We start from the raw sequence: 25,676 nt of genomic DNA, 5'->3' as shown, positions 1-25,676 counted from the left end.
GCAGAGATATTCTGGATTATTTTCAATTGCACAATCGTTTTTATGGCTACTTTCTATCAACCGGATATTGCTGACGGAGCCAATTTTTTAGGCGAAGAAGAATCTCGCCACTGTGCAAAAGTGCTACGATTGCGCCCAAATGATACCATAACTGTCGTAGATGGAAAAGGCACGTACTACCAGTCGGTTATTCAAGAGACGAGTCCTAAACGCTGCACTTTTAGTATCGTTCGCCAGCAGCATCAAGCTGCGTTCCCCTACTCTATTCATTTGCTAATTGCTCCCACCAAAAACCTCGATCGCACGGAATGGATGGTAGAAAAGCTCACCGAAATTGGCGTTGATAGTATCCAGTTTGTTGAGTGTGACTATTCCGAACGAAGAGTGCTCAAATTAGAGCGGTTACAGCGAAAAGCAGTAAGTGCTATGAAGCAATCTGGTCGAGCCCTCCTGCCTGCCTTAGTTGAAATACATCCCTTGACTTCTGGACAACTTCAGCTTCCGGCGGATAGCAGTAAGTTTATTGCCCACATTGATGAAAACCACCACCAACCGCTTAGCAAGTTAGCGACAACTCATACATCTTATGTACTGCTGGTTGGCCCGGAAGGTGGATTTAGCCCGCGCGAGATAACTTGGGCTACCGAGCAAAACTTTCAAATGGTAAGCTTAGGCCAATACCGCCTACGAACCGAAACCGCCGGGCTAGTTGGCTGCCAGACGTTGCATACCGTGAACCAGCTATATAGCCTTGGCAATAGCTCGTGACCTAACTCACTCACTATCAACAGTTTTATACTGGTACCATTGGCAAATATCGCGGCGTTGGTCTTTTACCAGTCGTAGGCGGTTAAACGCATCGTGCACGTAGTAAGTATACAAATCTTCGGTATCACCTTCCACTTTCTTCAGCACGGTTTGCCCTCGTTTATCTTGGTACTCCCACACGGCATCATTGTCTTCGTCCCTCACTTCGCTGACGTAAAGTTGGTTTAGTCCGTAAAAATTGTTACTACTAATGGTTTGGTTGGTGTAGTTATACTGCCAACGCCGTACTTCGTTGGCATTATTAGTTTGGTACGACTGTTTTATAGTGTAGTTATTGGGGTTGTCGGCTACTGGTTGAAAAGCTATTCCTACTGATCCTTGCTCTATAATTCGGTTCAAGGGTGAGCGATCGTACACACTCTGGCTAAACGGATGGGTAGTATTGGTAATCTTATCGCCGTTGGTTTGGTAGAAGCTAGCTTGATCGCTAATAGCCCCGGCTCGGTAGTTGCCACTTTGCCCACTAGCTACGTAGGGCAAGTACTGTTTGGGAGTGCGCCCCAGCGCGTCGTACTCTACGGGCAGCACCACATCGTTTCCCGCCGGACTGGCGGCTTGGTCTACTTGCTGCACCGTGCGCCCCAATCCATCTAGGTAGTCGTAAGAAGTACGTAGCTCACCGTTGCTTAAGAAGCTCAAATTAAATTCGTGCTTCTTTCCCCGGCTTCTTACAGCTTCTACTTGTACGTAATTATAAGGTGATGACTGATTGCAATTACCTGTAAGGATAATCATCTAGTTTCCTCCGCCGACAGTATATTAGTAACACCTGTTCAATGGGTAAATAAAACTACACAACAGATAGACAGTATGGTAGCTCTACCCAATCAGCGGATACGAGCCACACCAGATAGTCTACTTGGCAGAATTACCAAACCGCTCGATTCACTTGGAATATCAACTGAACCATTGTCACCACTTCAACCAGCATTTCCAAAGGCATCATCGCAGGTTCCTGCCCTCCCATTTGCGGCTAAACAACCTCAACTTAATCAGATAGTACCTAACACCCCCGACTTATTAAACCCGGTTACTGAGCAAACTGCATCAATAAAGAAATCAGCATCATTAGCTCCATAACCTACCGAGCTGGTTAATCAGCAACTACTAAACCGCCCCGAATGGCAAGCTTTACAAGAACAGCAGCAGGGGCTGGATGAATGGGTAGGTCAACCCCAGGCCATCAGCGAGCAAGCTAACCAATACCAAGGCTACCTCTCTGACCGACAGCAAATGAAAGCTTTTATGCAGCAAAAGTTACTTCACAAAGCAAAAGCCCACTTTATGAAGCACGCGGATCAACTACAAGATGCCCAACGTTCGCTACAGAAGCTAAAAAAAAAGTATAGCCATGTACAAGCCGATCAAAATGTTTTCCTAAGAAAAAGTAGTTTGAAAGGCATACCTATTAGCGAACGATTAGTATATGGTAGTGGATTTCAGATACTTTCCAATGCACCTTTTGGTGTTCAACTGGCTCCCTACTTAGGCTTTCAGCTTAACCGAAAGTGGCTAGGGGGCTTTAGTGCATCGTACCGCCTTCAGCTACGGGATGATGGACGAGGAATTCAAACCCAACAGTCAATCTATGGTGGCAGTGCCTTCACGCATTACCAGTTCTTTAAGGGCTTCTTACTGCACGCTGAGTTTGAGTTGATGAGTCAACCTATTAGCGCACCACAGCAAGATGATTTAATACGCCAATGGCAGAAAAGCGCATTTATTGGGGTAGGCAAAACATACGCTCTAACCAAACATATACAAGGGAAAATAGTAGTACTCTACGATCTTTTACATAGTGAGGAAAGCCTTTATTCCCGTCCGTGGGTAGTACGTTTTGCCTTCCAAACTAGTAAAAGGTAGAAGCCGTTCATAGTGCAACTTAGAGAAGTTCACCCTAAAACTATTTGGGTATGTCACTTCCCCCGAAATTTGGGCTTTCTCTTCTCCAAAAAGGCTAAGATTCCCTCTTGATGGTCTTCGGTAGCAGCAGCCTGATCTTGAATTTGGGCTTCGTAGTCTAGTACTTCAGCCAAACTCATTTCATAAGATTGATTGAGCATCTGCTTAATCATACCAATGGTTTTGGTTGGGGCTTGGGCATACTTCTGAGCCAGTTGATTCACCGTATTCTCTAACTGGTCAGCAGGCACTACCTGATTAGCTAATCCGATTTGAACGGCTTCTTCAGCACTTACCGTTCGCCCGGTACTCGCTAGTTCAAACGCCCGTAGCGAGCCAACCATGCGGGGCAGAAAATAGGTAGAACCAGAATCCATTACTAAGCCAATACCTACAAAAAGCTCCGCCAAACTAGCATCATCGCTGGCAACGATCACATCGCAGGCCAGCGCCAATGAGCACCCAGCCCCGGCAGCCACACCGTTGAGCTGGCAAATAATGGGTTTAGGCAAATCGCGCATCGCAAGAATTAGCGGGTTATAATACGTTCGCACAGCTTCGGAATACGTTGTATTCTTTAGTTCAGTTTGAGCCGCTTTTAAGTCTTGCCCCGAACAAAATGCCGAACCACCTCCCGTAAGAATGACCGCTCGCACGGTTGAATCTTCCTGCACTTGACTGAATGCCTGCTTGAGTTCTACTTTTATCTGATTGTTCAGTGCATTGTACACCTCAGGCCGATTCAGTGTAATTTTTCCAATTCCGGCGCTTACTTCGTAAATAATATGTTGAAACATCTGATCGATAGTTAATTACTTCAATGGTTCGCTTGTTTGATGGCTAAACTACTAATTGTTTTGAGTGTATAACAAAAAGGGTGTAACTCAGGCAGCTTTTTGGTAAAGAGCTTGTTGTTCGTGTTTGACTACTGTTTGTAGGTAGTTGTCCCAATCGCCGTTCTTTCTGACGGCTCGTAGGTTGAGCATATTCTGCGCACCTTGTTTTCCCCAATGCATGCCGTTTCTCTCCATACGGCTCTTTACAAAATGTCCACAGGCACTTTCCACCGCTCCGGTGGTGATAGGAAATCCTAGCTGTAGATAGGTTTTGTAATCTACCATATGCTGATGGTTGGTCAGGTAGGTGATGGCTCGTTGGACAGTGTCACGCTTGTATTGAGACAAGGTAGCCTGTTGCAAGATAACTTGCCATTGCTGTCGTACCTCATCATGCTGGCTGTCTAGTAACAAGGCGGCTTGGCTTCTCACCCAAGCAAAACGATTGGGATGCTTCTCCCCCCAATGAGCGTTAGCCACCTTCCAAACGTACTCTAGCAAGTGAATAAAATCCAGTACGTAGGCCTCTACCCGATGGGTAACTTTCTTTTCTTCTACCACTTGCCGAACTGCTTTTTCTAAGGCTCGGTCACCGTCTATCAAAACGATGATCGGCTTTTTTGCACTAGCATCGCGCCGAAGTAGGTTTTCCACCCCGTAGCGGATGGCCCCTACCTTGTCTGAGAGAAAGGCTCGTAGATGCTTGTGCTCGTGCCAGGTATGCCCTCCATCGGGCTTCTGCGGCTCATGGGTAGGGCAAAACAAGCTCTCTAAGAGTTCTTGAGCCTGCCGGGGCCGCGGGGTAAACGAACTGCTCAGGCTTACTGTGGCTTCTTTTTTGACCCCCTTCTTCTGTCCTTTGCTCAGACGAACCGCCGTACTTTCCTCAGCTCGCTGAGTTTCGCTGCGACGAATGGGCACCCCCTTACCGTCAAAGCCTACGCTCAAATGAGTACCATCTTCTATGTTTTCCCAGGCTTGTTGCTCATAAAAGTCTTTTACTTGCTCGCAAAGCCTGTAACTACACCGTTGGCTTTGCATACCCCTTAGGGGATGACCTAAGATGCGCTCCAACTGCTCAGCACTTTGGGCAAAGTCCATCTCGGTGGCCCCATACCCTAACCAATCATCCAATACGTAAGAATAGTTGCTCTTGGGTAAGCCCAACGCTTCGTCCAGCCGGTAATAGCTCTTACCAGTGGTTGAGTAATACTTGGGGCGGGCAATGGATAACGGGCCAAAAATGCTTCGGTAAGGCCGACTACGCAGCCCGGTGTTCTTCATCTTTTCCCCTGCACGATCAACGGGAACCCCCTGAACAGCGACTACCTGTTGTATACTCAAAATGTAGTATTCTAACAGTTGAAAACCTAACTGCAATAAACTGGTAAACAAAGACCGCTCTACCTGATGAATTCTCATTCCTTCTTTACTTCGGGCATCCATTTGGGCTATTATCTGATCTAAGTGTTGTCTTATCTGGTTGATTTTTGCTTCCTTTACTTCCATAGCGAGTTTTTTTGATGGTGGTTGAAGACCTCAAAATTAAGGGAATCTCTGCATTCCCACTCGCTTTTCCTCTGCACCCAATTCGTTATACACTCAATTGTTTTTTAGTCTACGGTCAACAGTCCACCGACGATAGTCCACAGTCAACTGTTATTAGTCCTTTGTCCCTGGTCATTAGATTACAGGCGGCCGTCTCGCGGGTTAGAATGGAGTGTTATGGTGTTATGGTGTTAACGTAGTTTGATGTACGGAATTTAGCTTTACTCATTACTCATTGTCTACTGTACAGTGTCCCACACCAAATAATCATGATTCATCAATCATTATTCATTAGGTGGTTGGTTTCAGCAGCGATCAATTTTAAATTCCGGTCTCCGGTCTCCGGTCTCCGGTCTCCGGTCTCCGGTTTATTATTTGTTGTTTCATCGGCAAAATTGTCTAGCTTTGCAACGCTCGCGCACGTGGTGGAATTGGTAGACACGCTGTCTTGAGGGGGCAGTGCCTTAACTGGCGTGGAAGTTCGAATCTTCTCGTGCGCACATTAGCCTCACCTTTTGGTGCAGGCTTTTTTTATTATTAGTTAGCCCGCGTAAAAATTAGCCTTTATCCCTCTCACCCCCGGCTTTACCGAAAATAGCGATCCGGCCAATGGTTCATCGTTCGGATCGGTGTTTTCCGAAATAGTAGTGATAAATAATGTGTCTAAGTTTTCTCCGCCAAAGGTACAACTCGACGTTTTCTTCGCTGGAACATCAATTTGTTGAATAATTTTTCCTGTGTTGGGATTAACCGCAATAACGCGTCCCCCATCGTAAACGGCTACCCATAGGTTACCCTCTTCATCAATGGTCATTCCGTCGGGTACACCTACTTTTGGGTCAATAGCAAGCACCTCACGTTCGTAAGTAATAGCAGCTGTTTCCAAGTCAAAACGATAACAATCTACGCCGCCTTTGAGTGAGTCGATGAAGTAAAACCACTGATTATCCGGCGACCAAATTAATCCGTTAGAAATGTAGATATTATCTAGTTTTTGCTCTACTTTATGCGTAGTATCCAGCACATATAGACTACCCTGTGGCTCTTTTGGATCAATCTGCATCGTACCCGCCCAGAGCCTTCCCTTAGCATCTACTTTACCATCGTTAAATCGATTCTTGGGTAGATGAGTTTCTGGATCATTAAGCATGGTTAGTGCTTTGTTTTCTTCATCGTATAAACCAAAGCCGTGCTGTAATGCTACAATCAATCCCTCTTTACTCCGGGGTACTGCGGCTCCCACGTATTGCCCCATTTCAAAAATCTGGTTATCGCCAGTTTGTGGGTCATATTTATATATGTGTCCGCGTAATATGTCTACCCAATACAGACAATGCTGGCGATAATCCCAAACAGGACCTTCACCTACTATAGCATTCCATTTTAGCTGCAACGCTGCTTTCATTAAACGCTGGTAATTAGTGCTTGAATACTTGCAATATGGTCATCTTGGTCAAATTCCCAAACTTTTGCAAAGCTTTTGAAGCCTGAGAATTATAATGAATATAAGTTTTATAATTATTTTTTGTATTTTTATTACATATGTTGTAAATTTGATAACTAATACTTTTGAATAATAATATTTAGTAATATGAATGTACAGTTTAATAATGGACTCTTAGCTATTTTGCTCTTAGCCGTTATTTCTGCTTGCCAGCCTTCTTCAGAAGTTGATATTGAAAGCACTCCTGAAATTATCGTTCGCAACGGAAATAACCAAGATGCACGTATTTACCTATCAGAAGGCGATAAAATATTACCCTTCGCGGAGGTGACTACTTCCACTGAAAATGGCCGAATACAAACTGAACCTGCCGAAGATCTAAACTACGTGTTGGTGCTACGAGCCCAAGTAGATCCACCTCAATGGCAAAACAGTAAACTACAAGCCTCACATGTAACCGTAGCCAATGGATTGGCTTACGTTGCGTACAATACGCAGGGTAGTACTTTTTTAGGAGGTTTAGATATTATCAACGTTCAAAATCCTAGAACTGCTACATTAGTTGCTCAGGCAATCTACCCAAATACTGAATTTAGTTCGGTGGCAGTAGATAATAGAACCATTTACTTAGCCGGTGCCAAATTGGATGAGGATAGTCTTTCATCTCCGGCAATATTAGAGATTATGACGTATCAGGATAGTTTGTCATCAGAACGAAAGACGGTTGATGTACCCGGATTCGTGAGCACTGACGTGAAAGTAGATGAAAATTTCATTTATGTCACTCACGGCTCTACGGGTGGGTTGAGCGTTTACAATAAGACTAGTCTCGAGCTAGTAAAGACAGTTCCCTTAGATGACGCCCGCTCCTTAATCGTGTCTGATGATCAAGTAACCGTAATGCAAGGCAGCCCCGGGCGGATTACCACCATCCAGAAGAATTCTTGGCAGATTCTACAAACCGTAACTACGGATGGAGCAAATGAGCCCGGGGCAAAGTCCGTTTTTGCTATGTCGGATGACACCTACTTTATACCCGCCGGACAAGAGGGCTTAAAACTACTGAACCGACCTGATGGGTCGCTCGTGCAGCACATTACTATTCCGGTAATAGAGGACATTGAGGCAGCCAATCTTACTTGTAACGGAGTTTCTTACGCCAACGACAAGGTTTTCGCAGCGAACGGCGCAGCGGGAATGTACGTAATCCACCAAGTAGATAACGATTTTCAATTATTCGGGTCAGTGCAATTTCCAGCCTCTACCAACTACGTAATGAGCCAGGGCAACCTTCTTTTTGTCGCTACGGGTACCAAGGGATTACAAATTGTTGAAATTATTGAGTACGACCCTGAAGCGGGCAATTATATCACTATCGGTGATTGGAACGAATACGGTCGTCCGAACTACTTATGCGAGACTAGTACGCAAATTGACCCCGATATTGATGCCCGTCTCAGTCAGCAGTTCATTGCTGGTGATGATTTAACTCAGCGCCAGCCGAACTGGTTCTTAGAGACTGTTCTAACTGATATTGCTTTGCTAGAGGATACCGATCTGGAAATCACGGTAGTTGGGGAATCTACTCACCATAAAAATACGATAGGATACTATACGTACCCAAATAATGACCGACCCGAAAGCCCGAATGATCTTACTGATCTAACGGTGCTATTTCCTAACGCTACTGTTACCCTCAGCGAAAGTCATCTGATGAAGGGAGATAAGATATGTTTACCCGGCTTCTCCGGCGGAAATACGCTGGGCTTCTTCTTGAACTTTAAAGGATTCGTAGACGGCGAGGTTACTACTGGCTTCTTAACCCACTATTCTAGCTGGTGGTTGCATAAAAATCGCCCCATCAAGCAGCAGAACGTGATATTAGCTATTCCTGAAGAACAAACGTTAGTGCTAGCCTACGAAGATATACAGCGAGATTTCCACGATCAGGACTTTGACGACGGAATATTTTTACTTAAATTCAGCAATCCAGATGCCGTAAATTGGTCGGCTTTTCCAGAACTACCTTAATTACTGATTGCTAACTTTTGACAAAACCTCCGAACAGTACTTACTTTCGGAGGTTTTTCTTTTATGAGCCATATTATTTCTGTTCGGGGGAAAACCCCTACCGTAGGTGACGATTGTTTTTTAGCCCCTACCGCTACTCTCATTGGCGATGTAGCCGTAAGTCGTAATTGTAGCTTATGGTTTAACACGGTTATCCGGGGCGACGTAGCTTCTATCAGCATTGGGCACAACAGTAATATTCAAGATGGTGTAATTATTCACGGAACCTATCAAAAAGCAGATACTATTATTGGTAATTACGTATCGGTTGGGCACCGGGCACTGGTACACGGATGTACACTAGAAGATTACGTACTCATTGGGATGGGTGCCATCGTGATGGACCATGCAGTAGTTGAACAGGGGGCGCTGATTGCTGCGGGGGCTGTGGTGCTAGAAAACACCGTCGTAGAAGCTGGATGCTTGTACGCGGGTGTACCAGCCCGCAAGGTAAAGAAGCTAGATGTATCCCACCGAGAACGTATGCAAACCATTGCCAACAATTATTCTATGTATGCATCCTGGTATAATTCCGAATAATATTTTAATTTTATCGCATTAAATAATAGCTAAAGTTTGCCTACACGCTAATCAACAAAATATATATGCAATTTCTACCTATATTTCTGAGTACTGTTTTTTTATTAACCTGCTTCACTCTTCGGGCGCAAGATAGTCTGCAAAACAAAGCTGATTCACTAGCTCAGGCCTATATCATTACCGACGGTCATATTGATTTACCTTATCGGCTTAAGGTTTCAGGCTTTCGGCTGAAGAAAGAATACATTAAAGATATTGAGAATGAGACTCAGGGTGATTTCGATTATCCCAAGGCCGTAGCCGGAGGGTTGGACGCCCCATTTATGTCAATCTACATTCCCGCTAGTTATCAGGAAACGGGTGGTGCCAAAGAATTTGCTGACTCCCTCATTAATCTGGTACAAAACATCCCGCAGGAATTTCCCGAGAAATTTGCGTTAGCGAACTCTCCGCAAGAAATAGAAAGTAATTTTGAGAAAGACCTAATTTCCTTACCCATGGGAATGGAAAATGGTGCCCCCATCGGCGATTCCATTGAAAACGTACAGTACTTCTTTGACCGAGGCATTCGCTACGTGACGCTAACCCATAGTAAGGTTAATCAAATTTGTGATTCCTCTTACGATACCACCCGCGTTTGGAATGGCCTCAGCCCTTTTGGTGAAAAGGTGGTAAAAGAAATGAACCGAGTAGGTATCATGGTGGATGTTTCTCACATTTCTGATAGTGCGTTCTACGACGTAATGAAAATTACCCAGGCCCCGGTGATTGCTTCCCACTCATCAGCTCGAGAGTTTGTGCCTGGCTTTGAGCGCAATATGAACGATGATATGATTAAACTCATGGGAGAAAATAACGGAGTCATTCAAATTAATTTCGGTTCCGGGTTTGTTGATGCTGACTCCCGCAAAAAATCCAGTGAAATGCGAACCCACCTGACGGCGTGGATGAGTGAACGTAACTTAACTTTTAGCGATAGTGCTACCCAAGCCTACGCCCGAGAATATATGGCAAACAATCCGGCCTACTCTACCGTTCAGAGAGTGGCTGATCATATCGATCATGTGGTGCAACTAGCTGGGATTGACCACGTGGGTTTTGGGTCTGACTTTGACGGCGTGGGCGATACCTTGCCCACCGGACTGAAGAATGCTTCAGAATATCCCAACCTAATTGCCGAACTACTAAAGCGAGGATATTCTGAAGAAGACATTGAGAAAATTTGCTATAAGAACACGTTCCGGGTGTGGAACGATGTTCAGGATGTGGCTCAAATGCTTACCCGCAGGGGTAATTCTAATACTAGCGGTAGCCGTTAGTAGCACTGTCTCCCCTCTTTTTGCTCAAGAAAAAACAGGGAAAAGCGAAAATCGTGTCATTCATCCTCATCAAGTTCGGGGAAATATCGGGTTTAGTACTTCCGGAATTCTATCAGGAATAGTGAACTATTTCCAGATTATTGACGGGGTAAACATCCGTAGAAATCCGGTTATCTCCGCCACATACCTTTTTCAGCCAACCCGGCGAGCTGCCATCGGAGGAACCATTGCTCATCAGAATTTTTCAGTGACTTATCGTGATCCAGACAATAGTTCGGCTCGGCAGTACGGACTTAGGGCCAATCGGTTTTACCTTGGAGCCACGGGCTTGCTTTATATCGTCTACCAAGCCAACTTCCGAATGTACAGCGGGGCGCGACTCGGTTTTTCTAACTGGAATGTGAATTCCGATGTGGGTTTTCCTTCGGATGTGGTTGATCGGGTAATCAATTTTGCTCTGGGTGGCACCTTTGCCCCACAGCTGATTATCTTGGGTGGGGAATCGTACGTTACTGAGCACGTCGGTTTCCAGGGAGAACTCGCTATTGGTGCCCCTCACCTACTGAGCTTCGGGGCTTGCTACCGCTGGTGATTCTTTTAGTACCATCTTCTGAATAGTAGTTTCTATTCGGTGAAGTTGTTCTTCGTACTGGTTTAGATTTTCCTCCAGTTGCTTTATTCGGTTTTGCAACAAACTATTTTCTTGGCTCAATACATCTAACGAATCTTGCTGCACTTTAGTAGCCTCAATCAGTACCGGAATAAGCCCTTGGTACAGAACGCCTTGGTAGCCATCCGAACGCTCTTTTACTAGTTCAGGATACACTTTTTCTACCTCCTGGGCGATTAGCCCAATCTGCCGTCCTTCACCCATTTTACTATCTTTCCACTGATAACTGTAGGCCTGTAGCTGATGCAGTTTTTGTGGGGAGTACGCTAGTTCAGTAATATTTTCCTTGAGACGGGAGTCACTGGGTGGAGAGCCAGCAGTCACAGCGGTCACTCTACCTTGAACGTCAAGGGAGATGGATTCTATGAAATTACCACCCCCCCCGTAGCTTCCCATACCTGGCCCTACAGAGGATAAAGTAAGGATACCATTAGCACTAATGCTGGCATCTCCGGAGAGTAGACCGATAGTAGGTATCCCTTCTCCCAGTCCATTAGTATTTCCAAAAATGATTTCACCTGTATTCAATTCTTCTAACTTACTAACCAAAATTCCAGCACCAGAATTAATATCACCGTCGGTAATCGCTCCATTCAGAATCTTTTCGGCATTTACCGATCCGGGAGCCAAATCAGCTAAAGTAATAGACTCATCCAGAATTTGATCGGATTGTATCGCGTTCAACGCGATCTTATCGGTAGTTACTGCTTGAGTTGCTAAGTCAGCAGAAGCAATGGTACCATCGGCAATTTCAGCTGTACCGATCGCATCCGCACTAATTTGAACAGTTCCAGTTCCGTCTAGGGAAACATCCCCCATCACATCTACCGAGACTAAAGTAGTTCCATTGCCCACTAGTAACCTACCGTTACCAGAGGCATCTAGCTTAAAGAGGGTGGTTCCGTTTCCGACTAGAATATTACCAATATCCGAAACATCCAATGGTTCGGCCTCTCCTACGTTATTTCCAATGTAGATTTCGCCCAGGGCTAGCGTTTCCCGAGCAAAGGTCGCTTCAGATCGTGAGGTTATTTGTCCGGCATTATCGGTAACTAGTACCTGATTGGCCTCCGGTTGAAACCAGCGAGGGATATTGCTGTTGTTAGTAATCATTACTGAATTTCTACCTGATGTTGGATCAGCCAACCCTGATAATTTTTCTACTCCAATGGTATTATCAGCAACTTTGTTACCGTTCACGGCCAAATCAGCTAAATTTATAGTTTGAACCGTTCCTTCGGCCAGCTCAGGGTTAGGGTATGTCCCAACCAGCGATCCGCCCGCAGCAGTAGTTACAGTAATGTCATTAGTAGAATCGGTATCTCCCGTATTGATAATCAGACTCTGCTCATTAATCTCTAGCCCCTCGCCCACGTCTAATATCTGGTTTACGGCACCGCTGATGATGGGAGACCACGTCCCGTCTGCCCAAAAGAAAAAACGGTTCTCGGTTAGGTCAAATACCATCAGGCCATTGTCTTGTGAAGATAGATTGGCGGTAAATTGCTCACTAATTCGTTGCTCCGTACTCATACTCGGAATGAGCACCCCCTGGTTGTTATTAGGTGCTACAATATGGAGTGCAGCATTGGCGTTGGGCGATGTAGTTCCCACTCCTACCGATTGGGCGAATATTTTTTGGGAGAAGAGGGCAATACTCAACAGTAGTACGATTTGCTTCAAAAATATCATCGTTACGTCTGGTAGATTAAGCTTATCAATTTATGTCAATTATCTGGTAAAATAACGAGTTGTCATTGGCGATCTTGCTTTTGTATATCCGGATGGGTTTATATGGCTCAAGTATATCCAACGGTCGCCCGTTTAATGAAGATAATTCTTCCCAGCTCATTTGGGTGCCTTCTAAAAGCTGAGCCAGATCAATACTTGGCCGTAAAATTCTGGTAGCCACTTCGCGGGAAAGTGGATTCTCCAATCCAAAAATTTCAAACTCAACCCTTCGGTTCAGTTGCTGGCTTACGTAAGCATTGGTTGAGGTATAAGCTGTAGATACTCCGTTAGCATTAATCGCCAACGCCGATCGATCCACTCCCGAATTAATTAGATAATCAAACGCGGCTTCTCCCCTTTTTCTACTCAGTAGCAAGTTATAAAGGTCGTTACCCAAACTATCCGTGAAAGCATTAATCTCAATAGATATTTCAGGGTTGGCTTGATAAAACTCAGCCAAAGCATCCAGTACTTTAGCTGACTCCGGGCGTAACTCGTGCTGATTAAAGTTAAAGTAGATTGGCTCAAACGTCTGTGAAAAAATATATTCCGGTTCGGCCCGAAGCAGTAAGTTGCTCACGCTAATAGTATCCTGCGTTTCGGCAGAAGCTAATGCGAGGTAGTATGAGCTATTAGCCGGAAGGTTCACAAACCTAAATTCGCCAGTCGCATTGGTGGTAGATGTCTTTAGCAGTTCTCCTCCACTTTCCCGCAGTTCAATTATTTGTTCGGCAAATGGTTGCTGGGGGGTGCTTACGGTAACGGTTCCCGTAACTACGCTCGTCAGGTTTGCCGTTGAAGAATCAGTAGAGAAACTCGTTAAAATCAGTGTGCTATCGGCGTTAGGGCTAATTATGGTGCTTACTACTGTTAGGTTCTGCGCCATCTCGTTACGTTTCTGCTGTTGCTGATATTGCTTCATTTGAATATCGTTTACATCCGAATTCAGAATGAAGCGAGTAGCTCCAGAGCTAAGCCTTTTCTGTTGGGCGGAATTTACCCAAATCCAATCATTTAATTCCGAATTCAGGTAGTCGGCCCGACGAATTTTATCAGTAGGTACTGCCGTTAGTAAATCAGCCACTGGTTTAGTTAGCAGCGGCGGAATACCCAAAAGAAACTGCGCCCACCGTTGATTTTTTGTTTTTTTGAACTGATAAATATCAAAATTACCGTCGCGATTAGAAGCTAAGTATCCTGATTGCTGCCCTAAAACTAAGTAGCTATCATCGGCCGGGGAGTTGATAGGCATTGGCAAATGCCTACGAACACCTGATTTCGCATTAGAGAATTCGGAAACCAAGTATAAATCCATTCCACCGAAACCACGCTGATTGTCGGAAGCGAAGTAGAGTTGGTCTTCTTGGCTGTGATAGTACGGCGTAACTTCATCGTAAGTAGAATTGACCAAACTATCCAGACAAACTGGCGATAGCCACTGATTTTCTTCCGCCCGAATACTCATCCAAATATCTAAACCTCCCCGGCCACCTGGCCGATCGGATGCAAAAAATAAGGTATCGCCGGAAGCTGATACGCTAGGATGCTTAGTTTCAGCTTCTTTCACGTTAACACTAGGAGGTAATGGTGCAGGTGCTGACCAACCCTTCCCCGTAAAAGCAATGAAATAAATCTGACAGGGTTGGTTATTGGAGCAGTAGGTAAAGTAAAATTCCTTTCGGGATGCTACGTAGCAACCGGCTCCTTCGCTGGCTTTGGTATTGATGGCACTTACAAAAGTACTAGTATCTGTAAACTGGCTTCCCTGTAAGCGGTACGCAAAAAAGTTGGCGTTATTTTCCCCAAATCGATAAGAAACCTTCTGCTTTCCGGCAAAACGGGTACTGGTTAGTAGTAGTATTGAATCATGCTGCATTATAACCGGAGCATAGTCATAATTAGGGGAATTTACGGTAGAATCGAGTGATAACACCGTGATACTCGCTACCTTTCTAGCAGCTAAAGCTAATTCCTGACAACTATTTTTCAGTTGTTCTGCCTCCCATTGCAAGGCTCGTGCTTCTGGTTGAGACGAATTCAATAAGCTATCCAGCCAAAGGTACGTTTCCTCGCATCGCCCAATATTTTTCAGCATTAACGACTGATAGTACGCCGCTTTTGCCGAAAAGTCAGGGGAAATATGCTGAGCATACTGATACCACTTAGCTGCTTTAACGTAATTAAATTGGTTGCGCTCACTATGCGCTAGCTTAATCGCTAGCTCATGATTACTACTATCGTTTTTAAGAGCTAATTGATAAAACTGAGCAGCCCGAAAATACTGTTCGGCTAAAAAATACTGATCTCCGCTTTGCTCTGGGTTCTGAATGGCGATATTTTGACCAGAGCTGCTAATAGAAACCATGCTCAGGCTTAACAGAATAAGCAGCCTTAGATCAATATTTCGGATGCGGAGAAAACCAAACATGTCAATACAAAGGCGTGGATTGAGATTTGAGAGCATTGTTGCCAAACCACTGGTACCGCAAAGATAATTCCAAAGCATACTGATTGGAAACTCCTCTTCGGGTAGTGGCCAGATTAGCATCGTAGGATAAAGCGGCCTGCCACTTTCTCCCTCCCATCCCTACTAAAAACACCAAGCTAGATTCATCCCGATACCAAGTTCCAGCCGTTAAGCGGAGCGGCGACGGTACCGGATTCGATGGAGTACTGTATTGGGTATGGTACGTGGCGGAAGTTCCTGCCTGATAAGCAAACCACTGCTCGTACCACAGAACTAGACCATCGGGAGCAAGCGTCCACCGATCATTTATCCAGAATTCTGCCCCGCCAAGAGCCGAATATCCCAGATTCAGTGAGCTTTGTGAAGCTGACAAGAAATTGTAAGTAGGTTCATTAATGTTTTGTAGCGAAAACCCCGCGTACAGACGAACGGGAGGGGCTTCAGAAAGTGGATTACGGGTAGCATCGTACGACCAGAACAGACCCGAATTAATACTTAGCGCTCCCAACTGGTTTTCAGCATTCTCAATAGGTAGGCCAGTGCCCGAGAAGCCATTGTATCGCAGTTGAGAAGGCCAATTAAGTTGGGAGTAGTCTACTCGCACCTGGCGATAACCCGCTTGTAAACCCAAACTCAGCCACTGAGTACCTCGGCGGTTTAGGTAAATGTTATAGGCGGCTGATAATTGAGCAATTGTAGTGCGAAACTCGCTACTCTCTCCGGCTACATCCTGTAATACATTTAAGCCAACCCCTCCGATGGGCAACTCTTTTGTACTGCTGAGGGAAATTGGCAGCGATAATGAGGCGTAGCCGGTACGAAAGGCAACTACTCCGAACCGCTGAATCCGAGAATTAACTCGTAATACCGGATGCAACGTAGTTCCTACACTAGCCGGATTAATGTAGGCCGGAGCAGCTTGATACTGGGAGAACCGGATTTCTTGAGTCAACCCATCGGAAGCAAAGAACAGAAGTCCTATCAGAACAATATGAGTCCGATTGTGTCGCATATCAACGGAAAAGCGTAATGGAACCCGTCTTCTCTACTGCTTGCCCACTGTCGTAAATGCCCCGTAACACGTAAGGGTAGACTCCTGAAGGTAGCGGTTGACGGGTGTTGGTATCTAAACCACCCCAACCTGAGGTGAGGGCTGATTGCAGGTCGCTGGTTTGATACACAACTTGTCCCCATCGGTTAAAAATGGTAAACAAAAAGCCCTCGGATTGTAGACTGGCCGAATATACTCGCACGCTACGATCGGTTGCATCTGAGGCTATCGGTGAGAAAGCAGAAGGTATCTCTACCGAATTCTCAAGTACGTACTCTGCTGTAAGTCCTAATGCTACAATAGATTTATTCGCTATTGCCTCGCTGGTTATCAACCCACTCGTTCTATCTCCTTCCCGATTTCGCTGGCCCAAATTATTAAAAGAGCCGTCTAAGTTATCCGACTCAACGACAACTGCTCCGATAATATCATCAAAATTATCGGAAAGGGTTGCAGTGAGGGTAACTACCGAACCGTCGTAGCGACCTTCCAAACTAGTAATAGTCCAATAATTGCTGACCACCTTAGTTTCTAATGCTTCTCCGGCAACCTCTAATTGCTGATCGCTGAAAGCAACTACTTCAACCAAAGGGCTAACTCCAGTAACATCTTCTAAGGTGATTGGTAGGAAAGCAGTGCTGGTACCGATGGGAAGATAGTGATAGCCCGTTCCGCGAAAGCGCACAGTTCCCTGAATGTAGGAGTTATCGTTGGCATTCTCGACTTGAACATTTTCGTTTAGTTGAATTACATTTTGAGCGATCGCTATCACATGACCATTAATCAGACTGAGTGTATCGTTAACAGAAAGACTTCCCTCTACTATTTTTGCTCCACCACCGTTTGCTTCTAAGGAGCCTACCACTTGATTATTATGCTGAACGGTTTGGTCTGAAGAGCCTGTAAGTCGTAACCAGCCATTACCACTGTAACTCTGCTGATTACTCCAGTTGCCGTCTAGCTGAATAGTACCTTCATTGAAGATCACTCCCTCATTAATAACTGCGCTTGAGGTGTACAAAACCGCATCGTCAGTTAATGTTAGCAATTGATTACTGCTAACGTAAATGGATTGAGCCATAAGGGAGTAAGAACTGCTAAAAAAAATACCTCCCCAAAGAATACATCGTAACAGCATAGATCGGCCGTTAAGGCTTTGATTGTGCAAATTCAAAACCTCAAAATAAGAATAATCCTACTACATAGAAACGCTTTGCCCCAAAATATCTGAAAAATATAAATTTGAGATGATTATACAGTGATATCTAACCACCAAAGCTTCTTCTGATAATTTGGCAAGGAAGAATTAGTCCATAGCCCACGGATGATAGTCCATCGTCGACGGTTCACAGTCACTTAGCTACAAGTTTGGTTAATAGTCCACGGTCGATAGTCCATCGTCGACGGGTATTGGTCATTGAGTTACAAGCGGCCGTCGCACGGTTTAGCAGGTTGAAGGTTACAGAGTTTTGGGCATTGGTTAATAGTCCACGGTCGACAGTCCATAGTAGGCATTAGGTAAGAAAAATTGAAAATTACAGATTAGAAAAAGATGCATCTTGTTGGTTCCGAAAAAAAGTGATTTTAACCTCCGTTCTCCGCAGCGGCCTTGCTCCGTGCTCCCAGCCTCCGCCAACTACTCATTACTCATCATTCATTAGTCATTACTCATTACTCATTGCACACTATTCATTGCCCATTGCTTCTAGTCTCCGCTCTCCGGTGCCTATGCTTTTTCTTGGATTTGCTTCTGGATTTTTTTCAGGTCAATGGTGCTACAGGCTCCGCAACCGCTGGAGCAGCCTTGGTCGGTTTTGAAATGACGATAAACCAAACGGGCGAGGTAAATCGTCGCTAACGTAAAAAGTAAAATGATTAGTAAACCCTGCATAATTAAGACATTAGCTGATATACGAGCAATGCTGCTACGTAGGCAGCAATTGTCATATACAGCAGTTGTAACAATGGCCATCGCCAACTTCGGGTTTCCTGCTTTACAATGGCTAAGGTACTCATACACTGCATAGCAAAAGCATAAAAAACCAGTAACGAAAAAGCTACCGCCGGAGTATACCTCGGCCCACCCGTTTCGGGATTTATCTCGTTGCGTAAACGGCTTTTAATGGTGCTTTCGCTATCAGTATCGCCAATGCTGTACAGCGTAGCAATTGTTCCAACAAACACTTCCCGAGCCGCAAAGGAGGTGATTAGCGCAATACCAATTTTCCAATCGTAGCCCAGCGGACGAATAACTGGTTCAATCCACTTGCCGAACTGCCCGGCGTAAGATTCTTGCAAGCGCGCACTCTCAATTCTTGTGTCTAGTGACTCTGCCAACGCTTCATCTTGCTGCGCTAGTTGAATTATTTGCTCTTCCGCCTGCTGCATAGCATCACCGGGACCGTAGGAAGCTAGCACCCACAGTATTATCGATACGGCGAGAATAATTTTTCCAGCTTCAAACACAAACGCTCTCGATTTTTCTAGCACTGTAACCCCTACATTTCCCCAGCGAGGCCAGCGGTAGGCCGGTAGTTCCATAATTAAGAATCCTTGGCTTTTGGCTCGAATCAGCTTCTTCATTACCCAAGCGGAAGAGATAGCCATAAAAAAGCCTAGTAGATACAATCCCATCAGTACCAAACCCGCTAAGTTAAATACGCCTAAGTACGTTTTCTCGGGTACGACCAGCCCAATCAGAATAACGTACACCGGAAGACGAGCTGAGCAGCTCATGAACGGGGTGACAAAAATAGTAATTAAGCGATCTTTCCAATCATCAATACCCCGGGTAGCCATAATCGCCGGAATAGCGCACGCCAGACCAGAAATGAGCGGAACCACGCTTCTTCCGTTCAATCCCACCTTTCGCATAAGTTTATCCATCATAAATACTACCCGAGCCATGTAGCCCGACTCTTCTAGCACCGTAATAAATGCGAAGAGAATAGCTATTTGAGGAATAAAAATGACAATACCCCCAATACCGGGCACAATCCCTTCGGCTAGTAAGTCAGTTAACGGCCCTTCGGGTAACGTTTCACTAATCCAGGTACCCAGCTTACCAAACATTAAATCAATAAAGTCCATGGGAGCCGCCGCCCAAGCAAAAATCGCCTGAAAAATGAGGAGCAACAGTCCAAAAAAGATGAGGTAGCCAAATACTTTATGGGTAACATATTGATCCAGCTTCTCGGTGAAAGCCGAAGAGCCAATTTCCGGCGTAGAAATCGCCGCTGCTACGATCTGATCAATCTGCTGATACCGTTGGGTGGTTTCTTCTACTTGTAGTGCCTCTGCGTTAAAATTAAACTGATCTTTACAATTCTGTAGCAACTTTTTCTCGGCGGGCGATAGAAAAGTTAAAGAGTCGCCGTAATGAAGTAGCAAATACGCCTGATAGTAGTTCTGGCAACCAAGTTGATACTTAACTTCCGAGACTGCTTCGGCGGCTGCCGAATGAGGGTCATAAAACTGCCCGAGGGGCGCATCAATAACTTCATCTAGCTTATTTTTCAGCGTATTTAGCCCTTCACCCCGGCGGGCGTTCATTTGAACAATAGGGATATTACCTAGCTCTCGCCGAAGAACCTCTGTGTTCAAACTGATTTTGCGCTTTTGCACCAGATCAGCCATATTGAGCACCAATACTATTGGTAAACCCAAATCTATTAACTGAGTACAAAGCAGTAAGTTCCGCTCCAAATTGGTTGCATCTACCACCACTACTATCGCCTGGAAAGACTCTTCCTTTAGGTTCAGCAACTGATCGGCTACCACCAACTCGTCAGACGAGCGGGGGAAGATACTATAGGTACCGGGTAGATCTACTACCTGCAACGATCGCCCTGACGGCAAATGCAGCGTACCGACTTTCTTATCGACAGTAACGCCCGGATAGTTACCCACTTTCTGATTTAACCCGGTCAACAGATTGAATAGGCTACTCTTTCCTGCGTTCGGATTGCCAACTAGGGCGATTCGCTCCGTACTAACCGTATGCGGAGGGAGAGTATCGGTAATTGGCTTGCTCATGCTACCTCTATTAAGTCCGCTTCATCCAAACGTAACGATAATTGGTAGCCCGCTACTTGTACCGATATTGGATCGCCAAAAGGAGCGGAGAAGTTGAATCGCACCGTCTTACCCGGTAACAATCCCATTTCCAGTAGCTTTATTGATACAGACGATGGCTTCAATTGTTGGATCACCCTTCGTTCACCGGGCCTCATCTTCGCTAGCGTTTTCATACGGACAGATTGTGATTTGATTAATAATGGTAGAGTTGGCTCGCTTGGTTCTACAAACATACTTTTTGTTTAGAACTTATCTAAATAATACGATAAAAACCAAAAAGGTTTACAGTAGACCAAAACTATAACTAAGAACGCACCTGATCTGATTATCAATTATAATTAGAGGATATTCCAATAAACTTCTAAGGTTCGTGACGTCACGAACCTCGGGGTAAATAATTATCAGAATAAGGTTTATTCTCTCGTGTCTTCTTTAAACAAGATTCCCAGCTTTTGTTTGTTCTCAATCTGCTTACCGTAGGTTAAGTAATGATCGAGTTGTACAATTCGTCCCTTTACATCTTCTACTTCCGCTTTCACCCAAAAAATGCCCCACGTCCAAATTGCCAATGAACAATTCTGATTAAGCGTAGTCCGCTCAACAAGCTGAACAGGATTCCGGAATGAATCATGTAAAATATATTTTACACGGTTAATAAAGGGCAAGTCTTTACCCTCTAAATAGAGCCAGACTTGGTAAAGGAATTGATGGTTAGATGAGGCTGTTTTCCGATAGTAGGCAACCCTGGTTTGCGATTTCTTCAGAGGCTCATTAGGGTCTATTACCGAATCTCTAAGCTGAATACTGTAGGTTTGCATATTTATTCTGGTGCATTTTGCGGATTATCGCCCTGATCTTCGAGCGTTAACTGAGGCGCAGCCACTATTCTACCCGAAATAGCTATTTCCTTTTCGTTATCCACTACTTTGGGGGTGCTGGTTCGGGCGGCTGACTCTCCGAAGTAATAACCAATAATTGATCCCAGCAATCCGCCTAAAGAAGCAATTACTAACTGAAGGGCTTCCATTTTATCATCAAACGTGTCACCCGCAGTCATGGAGTAGATAATTAGAGCAGTGAATATTATGACGATGATGATGGCAAGAAGATGCTTAAAGTCATCAATGATATTGACAAAAAATCGGGATATTACGTAGGATAATTTGCTCTGAGCATTTCTTTCGGTATTTATTTCCTGATAAACACCCCAAGAGAAAATTTTAGCCAACCAATTGATTGCTAAGATAAGAGAGAACACACAAAGGATAATTAAGTATATTCCGGTAGCGTGGTTTTCCAGAAACTTCAAAAAATTACTCATTAGGTAGTAGGTTGATAGAGCACTAAAAGATACGAAAGTTCATCAGAAATGATATTAATCCCATCCATTATCACAAAAAAAGCCATCTCTTTAAAGACAGCTTCTCCGTTCACTTTTACTTTCGCTTAGAGTGACTCTACGGTATTTCTTCTTCTACCTTCCGCAATTTGGTTTGCCCCGCTTCGTTGACCGTTACTTCAGGGTCGCCCTGATATTCTACCCGTCCGGCTCCGCTGATATCAGCTTCTATTTTCTCACTTACGTAAAGTTGGGCTTCTGAAGCCGCCCGACTCTCAACCCGAGCGGTATCGGTATTCAGTTTAAACGCTTTTAGTAAGGATGAGCCGCCCAATTCGGTATTGAGCAGTTGCGTTTTGCCGGAAAGTTCCGCTTCGCTATCGCCAGTCATAGCAACTTTAGTCCGTACCCCGCTAACTTCGGCAGTTAGTTGGGCTGAACCTGATAAATCAACATCAAGGTCTTGCTCAGAAAATGCTGTTACGGTAGCTCGGGTATCTCCCTTTAGCTTGAGTTGCTGAAGCGTCGGTAGACTAATCGATAAATCGTAGACTTGACTATTTCGCTGGTTGTAGCTTCCGTTGTAATAAATAACCAATCGTCCGTCTTCTACATTCGCTTTCATACGACTCAAGGGCATATCGTTGGGAATAACATCTACCAAGTATTCCTCACTGGGGCTAATTTGCACCCGAAATGGTCCTCGAACTTCTACCGATTCGAAATCGCGCAGCCCTAAGCGATAGCTTTCGCCCCCTGCTTTATTGATAAAACTCTTTAATGAATCAATTTCAGCATTCGGTTCATCCGCTTCTTCTTCCTCGCACGAAATACACTTTAAACCATCTTGAGTAAATATAAAGGTATTGCCCGGTAAATCGTACCGACGGTACCCGTAGCGATACAAGGTGTTTCTTAGAATCTCGGTTAGGCTTTGCTCCATCTGAAACGGTTGGTTGTAAGGGATACGCAGGGTCAAATCTAGTTCTTGCGCCCGAAATTTTGCTCCTTCTTTAAAAGTATAAACCGGGGGAAAAGAGATGATAGAGTCTTCCACGAGTATATCGTAAGTTACTAAACGGGCATTCTCAACCGCTTTTTTCCGGCTACTGCCCCGCGCCTGATATGACTTTTGCAGCTCAAATTGATCTTTACTATGCCCTGCCAGAAATAGCACCACCTTGGAGTCGTCGTACTCCGGATATTCTGTTAATCGCAGAACCGGAATTTTACCTGTAATCGGCAGATCTTCGGTACTTGTATATTGAGCTTCCTCTCGAAAACCCATTATCACTGGCGGAACGGTGGCCGCCAGTCCAATTAAGCTCACAAACCAGATGCCCACTCCTGTCCAGACAACGGCAGCACTGATTAAACGCCGACGGGCGATAATAGAAATTCCGCTAATCACTAGGGCTAGGGCGGGCATTAAAAGGGCAATAGTAGCAAATACTAATCCGGCTCCAGAAAAACTATTTTTAATAACTTCCATCGGAATATTCACGCCCCAGAAGTATGGCTCCGTGGTAGCCATTCCTAGTGTGACTCCGCTGGTTACTAAAACAGATAGTAGTATTGAACCGCCAACTACGATTAATAACAAGCCAAACAAAACCCGAGCAGCATCACCCAGAAAGATTAGGAATGGCCCTAATGCCCTTCCCAGATTGGTGAAGATAGCCGAGACTAACCGAAACGGGAAGAGCACTGCTTTTAAGAGCGTACTCTCCTCGCCACTCTCGCTTACACTAAAGTTTTTTTTTATGCTAGACTCAATATTCGTCAGGGTAATTGGTTCCCCCTTCATCTGCATCCGATCGGTCAGTGTTTTCGCCGGCGGGGTAATAATCCATAGTACAATGTATATGATTAATCCGCTACCGCCAAATAAGGCTGATAGCACAAATAACAGACGAAGTACGGTAGTATCAATACCCAAGTAAAGAGCCAAACCACCCGCAACCCCTCCAATTACTTCATCATTAGGATTACGAAACAGTTTTTTCACCTTCTCGCTCTGATCCAAGTCAGTTCTTCCAGGCAATACAATCCAGAGAACGATGTAAGAAATGAGGGTGATGGTACTTAAAGTACCAAAAGTGATAAATGCATCAGCGAATAAACCAAAGATGAGCAGCAGTCGCACCCAGAGCGGATCGGTACGAAAGTAGTGCGCTACCCCGGCCGCCACTCCCCCTAATACTTTACGTTGGGTGTCGCGGTACAACCGACGTTGCCCTTCTGGCTCTTCCTGAGAAGTACGATTATCAGTTTGCGCTCCGGAGTCAGCATAGGTATAAGCTTCATCGTCGCCGTAGTCTTGGGCGGCAAAGTCTTCTACGCTGCCCATAATGGCGACTACCCCCTCTACATCTTCCTTCGTAATAACTTGCTTCGAAGAACTAAGCTTTTTCAGAAAAATTTCGGCAATACGGCTTTCAATATCGTCGGTAATTTCTTTGTTATCCTCATAGTTAGAAAAATAGCGGCTAATAGCGTCCAGATAGTTTCGTAGCAACTCGTAACCATCTTCCTCCACGTGAAAGATAATTCCACTGATGTTAATACTTATATTTCGTTTCATGATTGCGATGATTTTTGGGGATCGGTTACGGTCGGCACACTACCGTTATGATTCGTTGTTATATGATTCGTTGAGTCAACTAGTTCCTCCCAGGTAGTTTTGAGCTGCATGAGAAAGTCTTGGCCGGTTTGGGTCAACGTATAATACTTGCGGGGCGGTCCAGAAGTAGACTCTACCCACTGATAATCAACTAATCCGGCTTTACGCAAGCGGGTCAGTAGGGGATATAGCGTTCCTTCCACCACCATTATTTTAGCTGAAGTTAATTCCTCCAGCATATCTGAGGCATATACTTCGCCCCGAGATATAATGTGCAGAATGCAGTATTCTAAAATACCTTTTCGCATCTGCACTTGGGTGTTTTCAATTTTCATAAATCCATTCTTTACTTGAGGTAATGTTGCTTAAATGTCTGAGTCTAGTAGGCTACGTTTTTAAACTGCGGAGTATCGCACGGATTAAACTGAACCTGAAATAGTGCACTACCTGGCTCACCAAGTCCAGTTGATGCACTTACTTCATTCTCGGTACGAGATAAAACTCCAACCAGAATGGTAATAGCAATCAGCAATGCTTGTACAATAAGTTTTGATTGAGATAGCAGTTGAAGCATGTTGGGTTAATGTTGTTTCTAACAAATGTATCGTATAGTACTTTGTTATACAAGGTATTTGGCAATAAAGTTACACCCTAGCCTGTAAAATTCAACAATACTTAGCGACCACTACTTATAAATATTTGAATTTCAATATTTTATGACTGATTGATGTTTTTACATTTTTTAGTAACTTAGCTTTGTATAGGATACTTAGCCTATTTTTTTATCTATGCTTCCATCATCAACTAAGGCAAAAGTCTGTTTAAAATTCTCTCTTTCTGCTGCCGGATCGATCTCTATTCTGCTATTTATAACCGCTAATTCACTAGTGGCTAACCCTCCTGATACACTGGCCTATTTTCCTGACCACCGGGTACAAGGAGGTGCCGCCACCTTTTATCAGTTTCTGTCTAACAGTTTGCACTACCCCTACCCCGCTCGCCAAGATGGCACCGTTGGTACCGCTATCATCTCCCTCACCTTGCACCCCACGGGTAATATCACCCTGGCTACCATCAACCCGATAAGTCCTTCCATTGATGCAGAGCTTTTAACCAAGTTCAGGGATACGGAGCAGCTATGGTTAGCTGATAGCTTGGAAAAGAAAAGCTTCGTTATGTTTTTTTCCGGTAACCTTTCTGATTGGCGATTTCCGCTTTGCTCGTAACCAAC

24 protein-coding genes and 1 tRNA gene are annotated in these 25,676 nt (G+C 44.7%); 9 read left to right on the top strand and 16 right to left on the bottom strand.

Translation table 11 applies throughout. The features are described from left to right. The first annotated feature begins 42 nt into the window (after positions 1-42). Positions 43-768, top strand: a complete 726-nt coding sequence (locus tag P0M28_RS26120) for a 16S rRNA (uracil(1498)-N(3))-methyltransferase (RefSeq protein WP_302206397.1) — start codon at positions 43-45, stop codon at positions 766-768. A gap of 6 nt (positions 769-774) precedes the next feature. Here P0M28_RS26120 and P0M28_RS26115 read toward each other — a convergent pair whose 3' ends face one another. Then, positions 775-1,563, bottom strand: coding sequence for a DUF6443 domain-containing protein (locus tag P0M28_RS26115; protein ID WP_302206396.1), 789 nt, complete (start codon positions 1,561-1,563; stop codon positions 775-777). A gap of 75 nt (positions 1,564-1,638) precedes the next feature. Between P0M28_RS26115 and P0M28_RS26110 the strand changes: the two genes are divergently transcribed. Both P0M28_RS26110 and P0M28_RS26105 read left to right on the top strand, forming a co-directional pair. Next, the gene (locus P0M28_RS26110; protein ID WP_302206394.1) at positions 1,639-1,908 is read left to right on the top strand and encodes a hypothetical protein; all 270 of its coding nucleotides are present in this window, start codon (positions 1,639-1,641) and stop codon (positions 1,906-1,908) included. A 204-nt stretch (positions 1,909-2,112) separates the two neighbouring features. Continuing rightward, positions 2,113-2,691, top strand: a complete 579-nt coding sequence (locus tag P0M28_RS26105) for a hypothetical protein (RefSeq protein WP_302206393.1) — start codon at positions 2,113-2,115, stop codon at positions 2,689-2,691. 53 nt (positions 2,692-2,744) lie between these two features. Here the strand turns inward: P0M28_RS26105 and P0M28_RS26100 are convergent, their stop codons facing one another. After that, positions 2,745-3,527 carry an enoyl-CoA hydratase/isomerase family protein gene (locus P0M28_RS26100; RefSeq protein ID WP_302206391.1) on the bottom strand — a complete coding sequence of 261 codons (783 nt, stop codon included), beginning with the start codon at positions 3,525-3,527 and terminating at the stop codon, positions 2,745-2,747. An 87-nt stretch (positions 3,528-3,614) separates the two neighbouring features. Beyond that, positions 3,615-5,075 carry an ISKra4 family transposase gene (locus P0M28_RS26095; protein ID WP_302204760.1) on the bottom strand — a complete coding sequence of 487 codons (1,461 nt, stop codon included), beginning with the start codon at positions 5,073-5,075 and terminating at the stop codon, positions 3,615-3,617. 455 nt (positions 5,076-5,530) lie between these two features. Between P0M28_RS26095 and P0M28_RS26090 the strand changes: the two genes are divergently transcribed. Continuing rightward, positions 5,531-5,614 (top strand) — tRNA-Leu (locus P0M28_RS26090). Positions 5,615-5,655: 41 nt separating this feature from the next. On the opposite strand, the gene P0M28_RS26085 is transcribed toward P0M28_RS26090, so the two are convergent. Further along, positions 5,656-6,519 (bottom strand): SMP-30/gluconolactonase/LRE family protein, encoded by an 864-nt coding sequence (locus P0M28_RS26085; protein ID WP_302206389.1) that lies wholly within the window; start codon positions 6,517-6,519, stop codon positions 5,656-5,658. A 186-nt stretch (positions 6,520-6,705) separates the two neighbouring features. On the opposite strand from P0M28_RS26085, the gene P0M28_RS26080 reads away from it, so the two are divergent. From P0M28_RS26080 to P0M28_RS26065, 4 genes are all read left to right on the top strand, one after another. After that, the gene (locus tag P0M28_RS26080) at positions 6,706-8,589 is read left to right on the top strand and encodes an LVIVD repeat-containing protein (RefSeq protein WP_302206388.1); all 1,884 of its coding nucleotides are present in this window, start codon (positions 6,706-6,708) and stop codon (positions 8,587-8,589) included. 63 nt (positions 8,590-8,652) lie between these two features. Then, entirely contained in the window at positions 8,653-9,168 is a 516-nt protein-coding gene (locus P0M28_RS26075) for a gamma carbonic anhydrase family protein (protein WP_302206387.1), read from the top strand. A 65-nt stretch (positions 9,169-9,233) separates the two neighbouring features. Further along, the gene (locus P0M28_RS26070) at positions 9,234-10,487 is read left to right on the top strand and encodes a dipeptidase (protein WP_302206385.1); all 1,254 of its coding nucleotides are present in this window, start codon (positions 9,234-9,236) and stop codon (positions 10,485-10,487) included. Beyond that, on the top strand, positions 10,432-11,079 hold the full coding sequence (locus P0M28_RS26065; RefSeq protein ID WP_302206383.1) for a hypothetical protein: 648 nt from the start codon (positions 10,432-10,434) through the stop codon (positions 11,077-11,079). The genes P0M28_RS26070 and P0M28_RS26065 overlap by 56 nt, the downstream gene beginning before the upstream one ends. Here the strand turns inward: P0M28_RS26065 and P0M28_RS26060 are convergent. The 12 genes from P0M28_RS26060 to P0M28_RS26005 form a co-directional block, all read right to left on the bottom strand. Then, positions 11,047-12,840, bottom strand: a complete 1,794-nt coding sequence (locus P0M28_RS26060) for a tail fiber domain-containing protein (protein WP_302206382.1) — start codon at positions 12,838-12,840, stop codon at positions 11,047-11,049. The genes P0M28_RS26065 and P0M28_RS26060 overlap by 33 nt on opposite strands. 34 nt (positions 12,841-12,874) lie before the next feature. Beyond that, positions 12,875-15,352: an OmpA family protein gene (locus P0M28_RS26055; RefSeq protein WP_302206380.1), complete on the bottom strand. Its 2,478-nt coding sequence runs from the start codon at positions 15,350-15,352 to the stop codon at positions 12,875-12,877. After that, positions 15,318-16,367, bottom strand: a complete 1,050-nt coding sequence (locus P0M28_RS26050) for a PorP/SprF family type IX secretion system membrane protein (protein ID WP_302206378.1) — start codon at positions 16,365-16,367, stop codon at positions 15,318-15,320. Before P0M28_RS26050 ends, P0M28_RS26055 begins: the two co-directional genes overlap by 35 nt. A 1-nt stretch (position 16,368) precedes the next feature. Further along, positions 16,369-17,487 carry a T9SS type B sorting domain-containing protein gene (locus P0M28_RS26045; RefSeq protein WP_302206377.1) on the bottom strand — a complete coding sequence of 373 codons (1,119 nt, stop codon included), beginning with the start codon at positions 17,485-17,487 and terminating at the stop codon, positions 16,369-16,371. Between the two features lie 645 nt (positions 17,488-18,132). After that, the gene (locus tag P0M28_RS26040; protein ID WP_302206375.1) at positions 18,133-18,297 is read right to left on the bottom strand and encodes a hypothetical protein; all 165 of its coding nucleotides are present in this window, start codon (positions 18,295-18,297) and stop codon (positions 18,133-18,135) included. A gap of 2 nt (positions 18,298-18,299) precedes the next feature. Beyond that, entirely contained in the window at positions 18,300-20,441 is a 2,142-nt protein-coding gene (gene feoB, locus P0M28_RS26035; protein ID WP_302206374.1) for a ferrous iron transport protein B, read from the bottom strand. Then, positions 20,438-20,656: a FeoA family protein gene (locus P0M28_RS26030; RefSeq protein WP_302206372.1), complete on the bottom strand. Its 219-nt coding sequence runs from the start codon at positions 20,654-20,656 to the stop codon at positions 20,438-20,440. Before P0M28_RS26030 ends, feoB begins: the two co-directional genes overlap by 4 nt. 240 nt (positions 20,657-20,896) lie before the next feature. Next, positions 20,897-21,301 carry a pYEATS domain-containing protein gene (locus P0M28_RS26025; protein WP_302206370.1) on the bottom strand — a complete coding sequence of 135 codons (405 nt, stop codon included), beginning with the start codon at positions 21,299-21,301 and terminating at the stop codon, positions 20,897-20,899. A gap of 2 nt (positions 21,302-21,303) precedes the next feature. Then, a complete protein-coding gene (locus tag P0M28_RS26020) occupies positions 21,304-21,804 on the bottom strand; it encodes a hypothetical protein (RefSeq protein WP_302206368.1) in 501 nt (166 codons plus the stop codon). A 136-nt stretch (positions 21,805-21,940) separates the two neighbouring features. After that, positions 21,941-24,406: a PspC domain-containing protein gene (locus P0M28_RS26015; protein WP_302206366.1), complete on the bottom strand. Its 2,466-nt coding sequence runs from the start codon at positions 24,404-24,406 to the stop codon at positions 21,941-21,943. After that, positions 24,403-24,780, bottom strand: coding sequence for a PadR family transcriptional regulator (locus tag P0M28_RS26010; RefSeq protein ID WP_302206364.1), 378 nt, complete (start codon positions 24,778-24,780; stop codon positions 24,403-24,405). The genes P0M28_RS26015 and P0M28_RS26010 overlap by 4 nt, the downstream gene beginning before the upstream one ends. A gap of 44 nt (positions 24,781-24,824) precedes the next feature. Beyond that, positions 24,825-25,019 carry a hypothetical protein gene (locus P0M28_RS26005; RefSeq protein WP_302206362.1) on the bottom strand — a complete coding sequence of 65 codons (195 nt, stop codon included), beginning with the start codon at positions 25,017-25,019 and terminating at the stop codon, positions 24,825-24,827. Between the two features lie 214 nt (positions 25,020-25,233). Between P0M28_RS26005 and P0M28_RS26000 the strand changes: the two genes are divergently transcribed. Continuing rightward, a complete protein-coding gene (locus P0M28_RS26000) occupies positions 25,234-25,671 on the top strand; it encodes an energy transducer TonB (RefSeq protein ID WP_302206360.1) in 438 nt (145 codons plus the stop codon). The last annotated feature ends 5 nt before the right edge of the window (positions 25,672-25,676 follow it).

It is taken from the genome of Tunicatimonas pelagia, from assembly GCF_030506325.1.
Lineage (GTDB): Bacteria > Bacteroidota > Bacteroidia > Cytophagales > Cyclobacteriaceae > Tunicatimonas > Tunicatimonas pelagia.
This window is presented reverse-complemented; position numbering and strand designations above follow the sequence as displayed.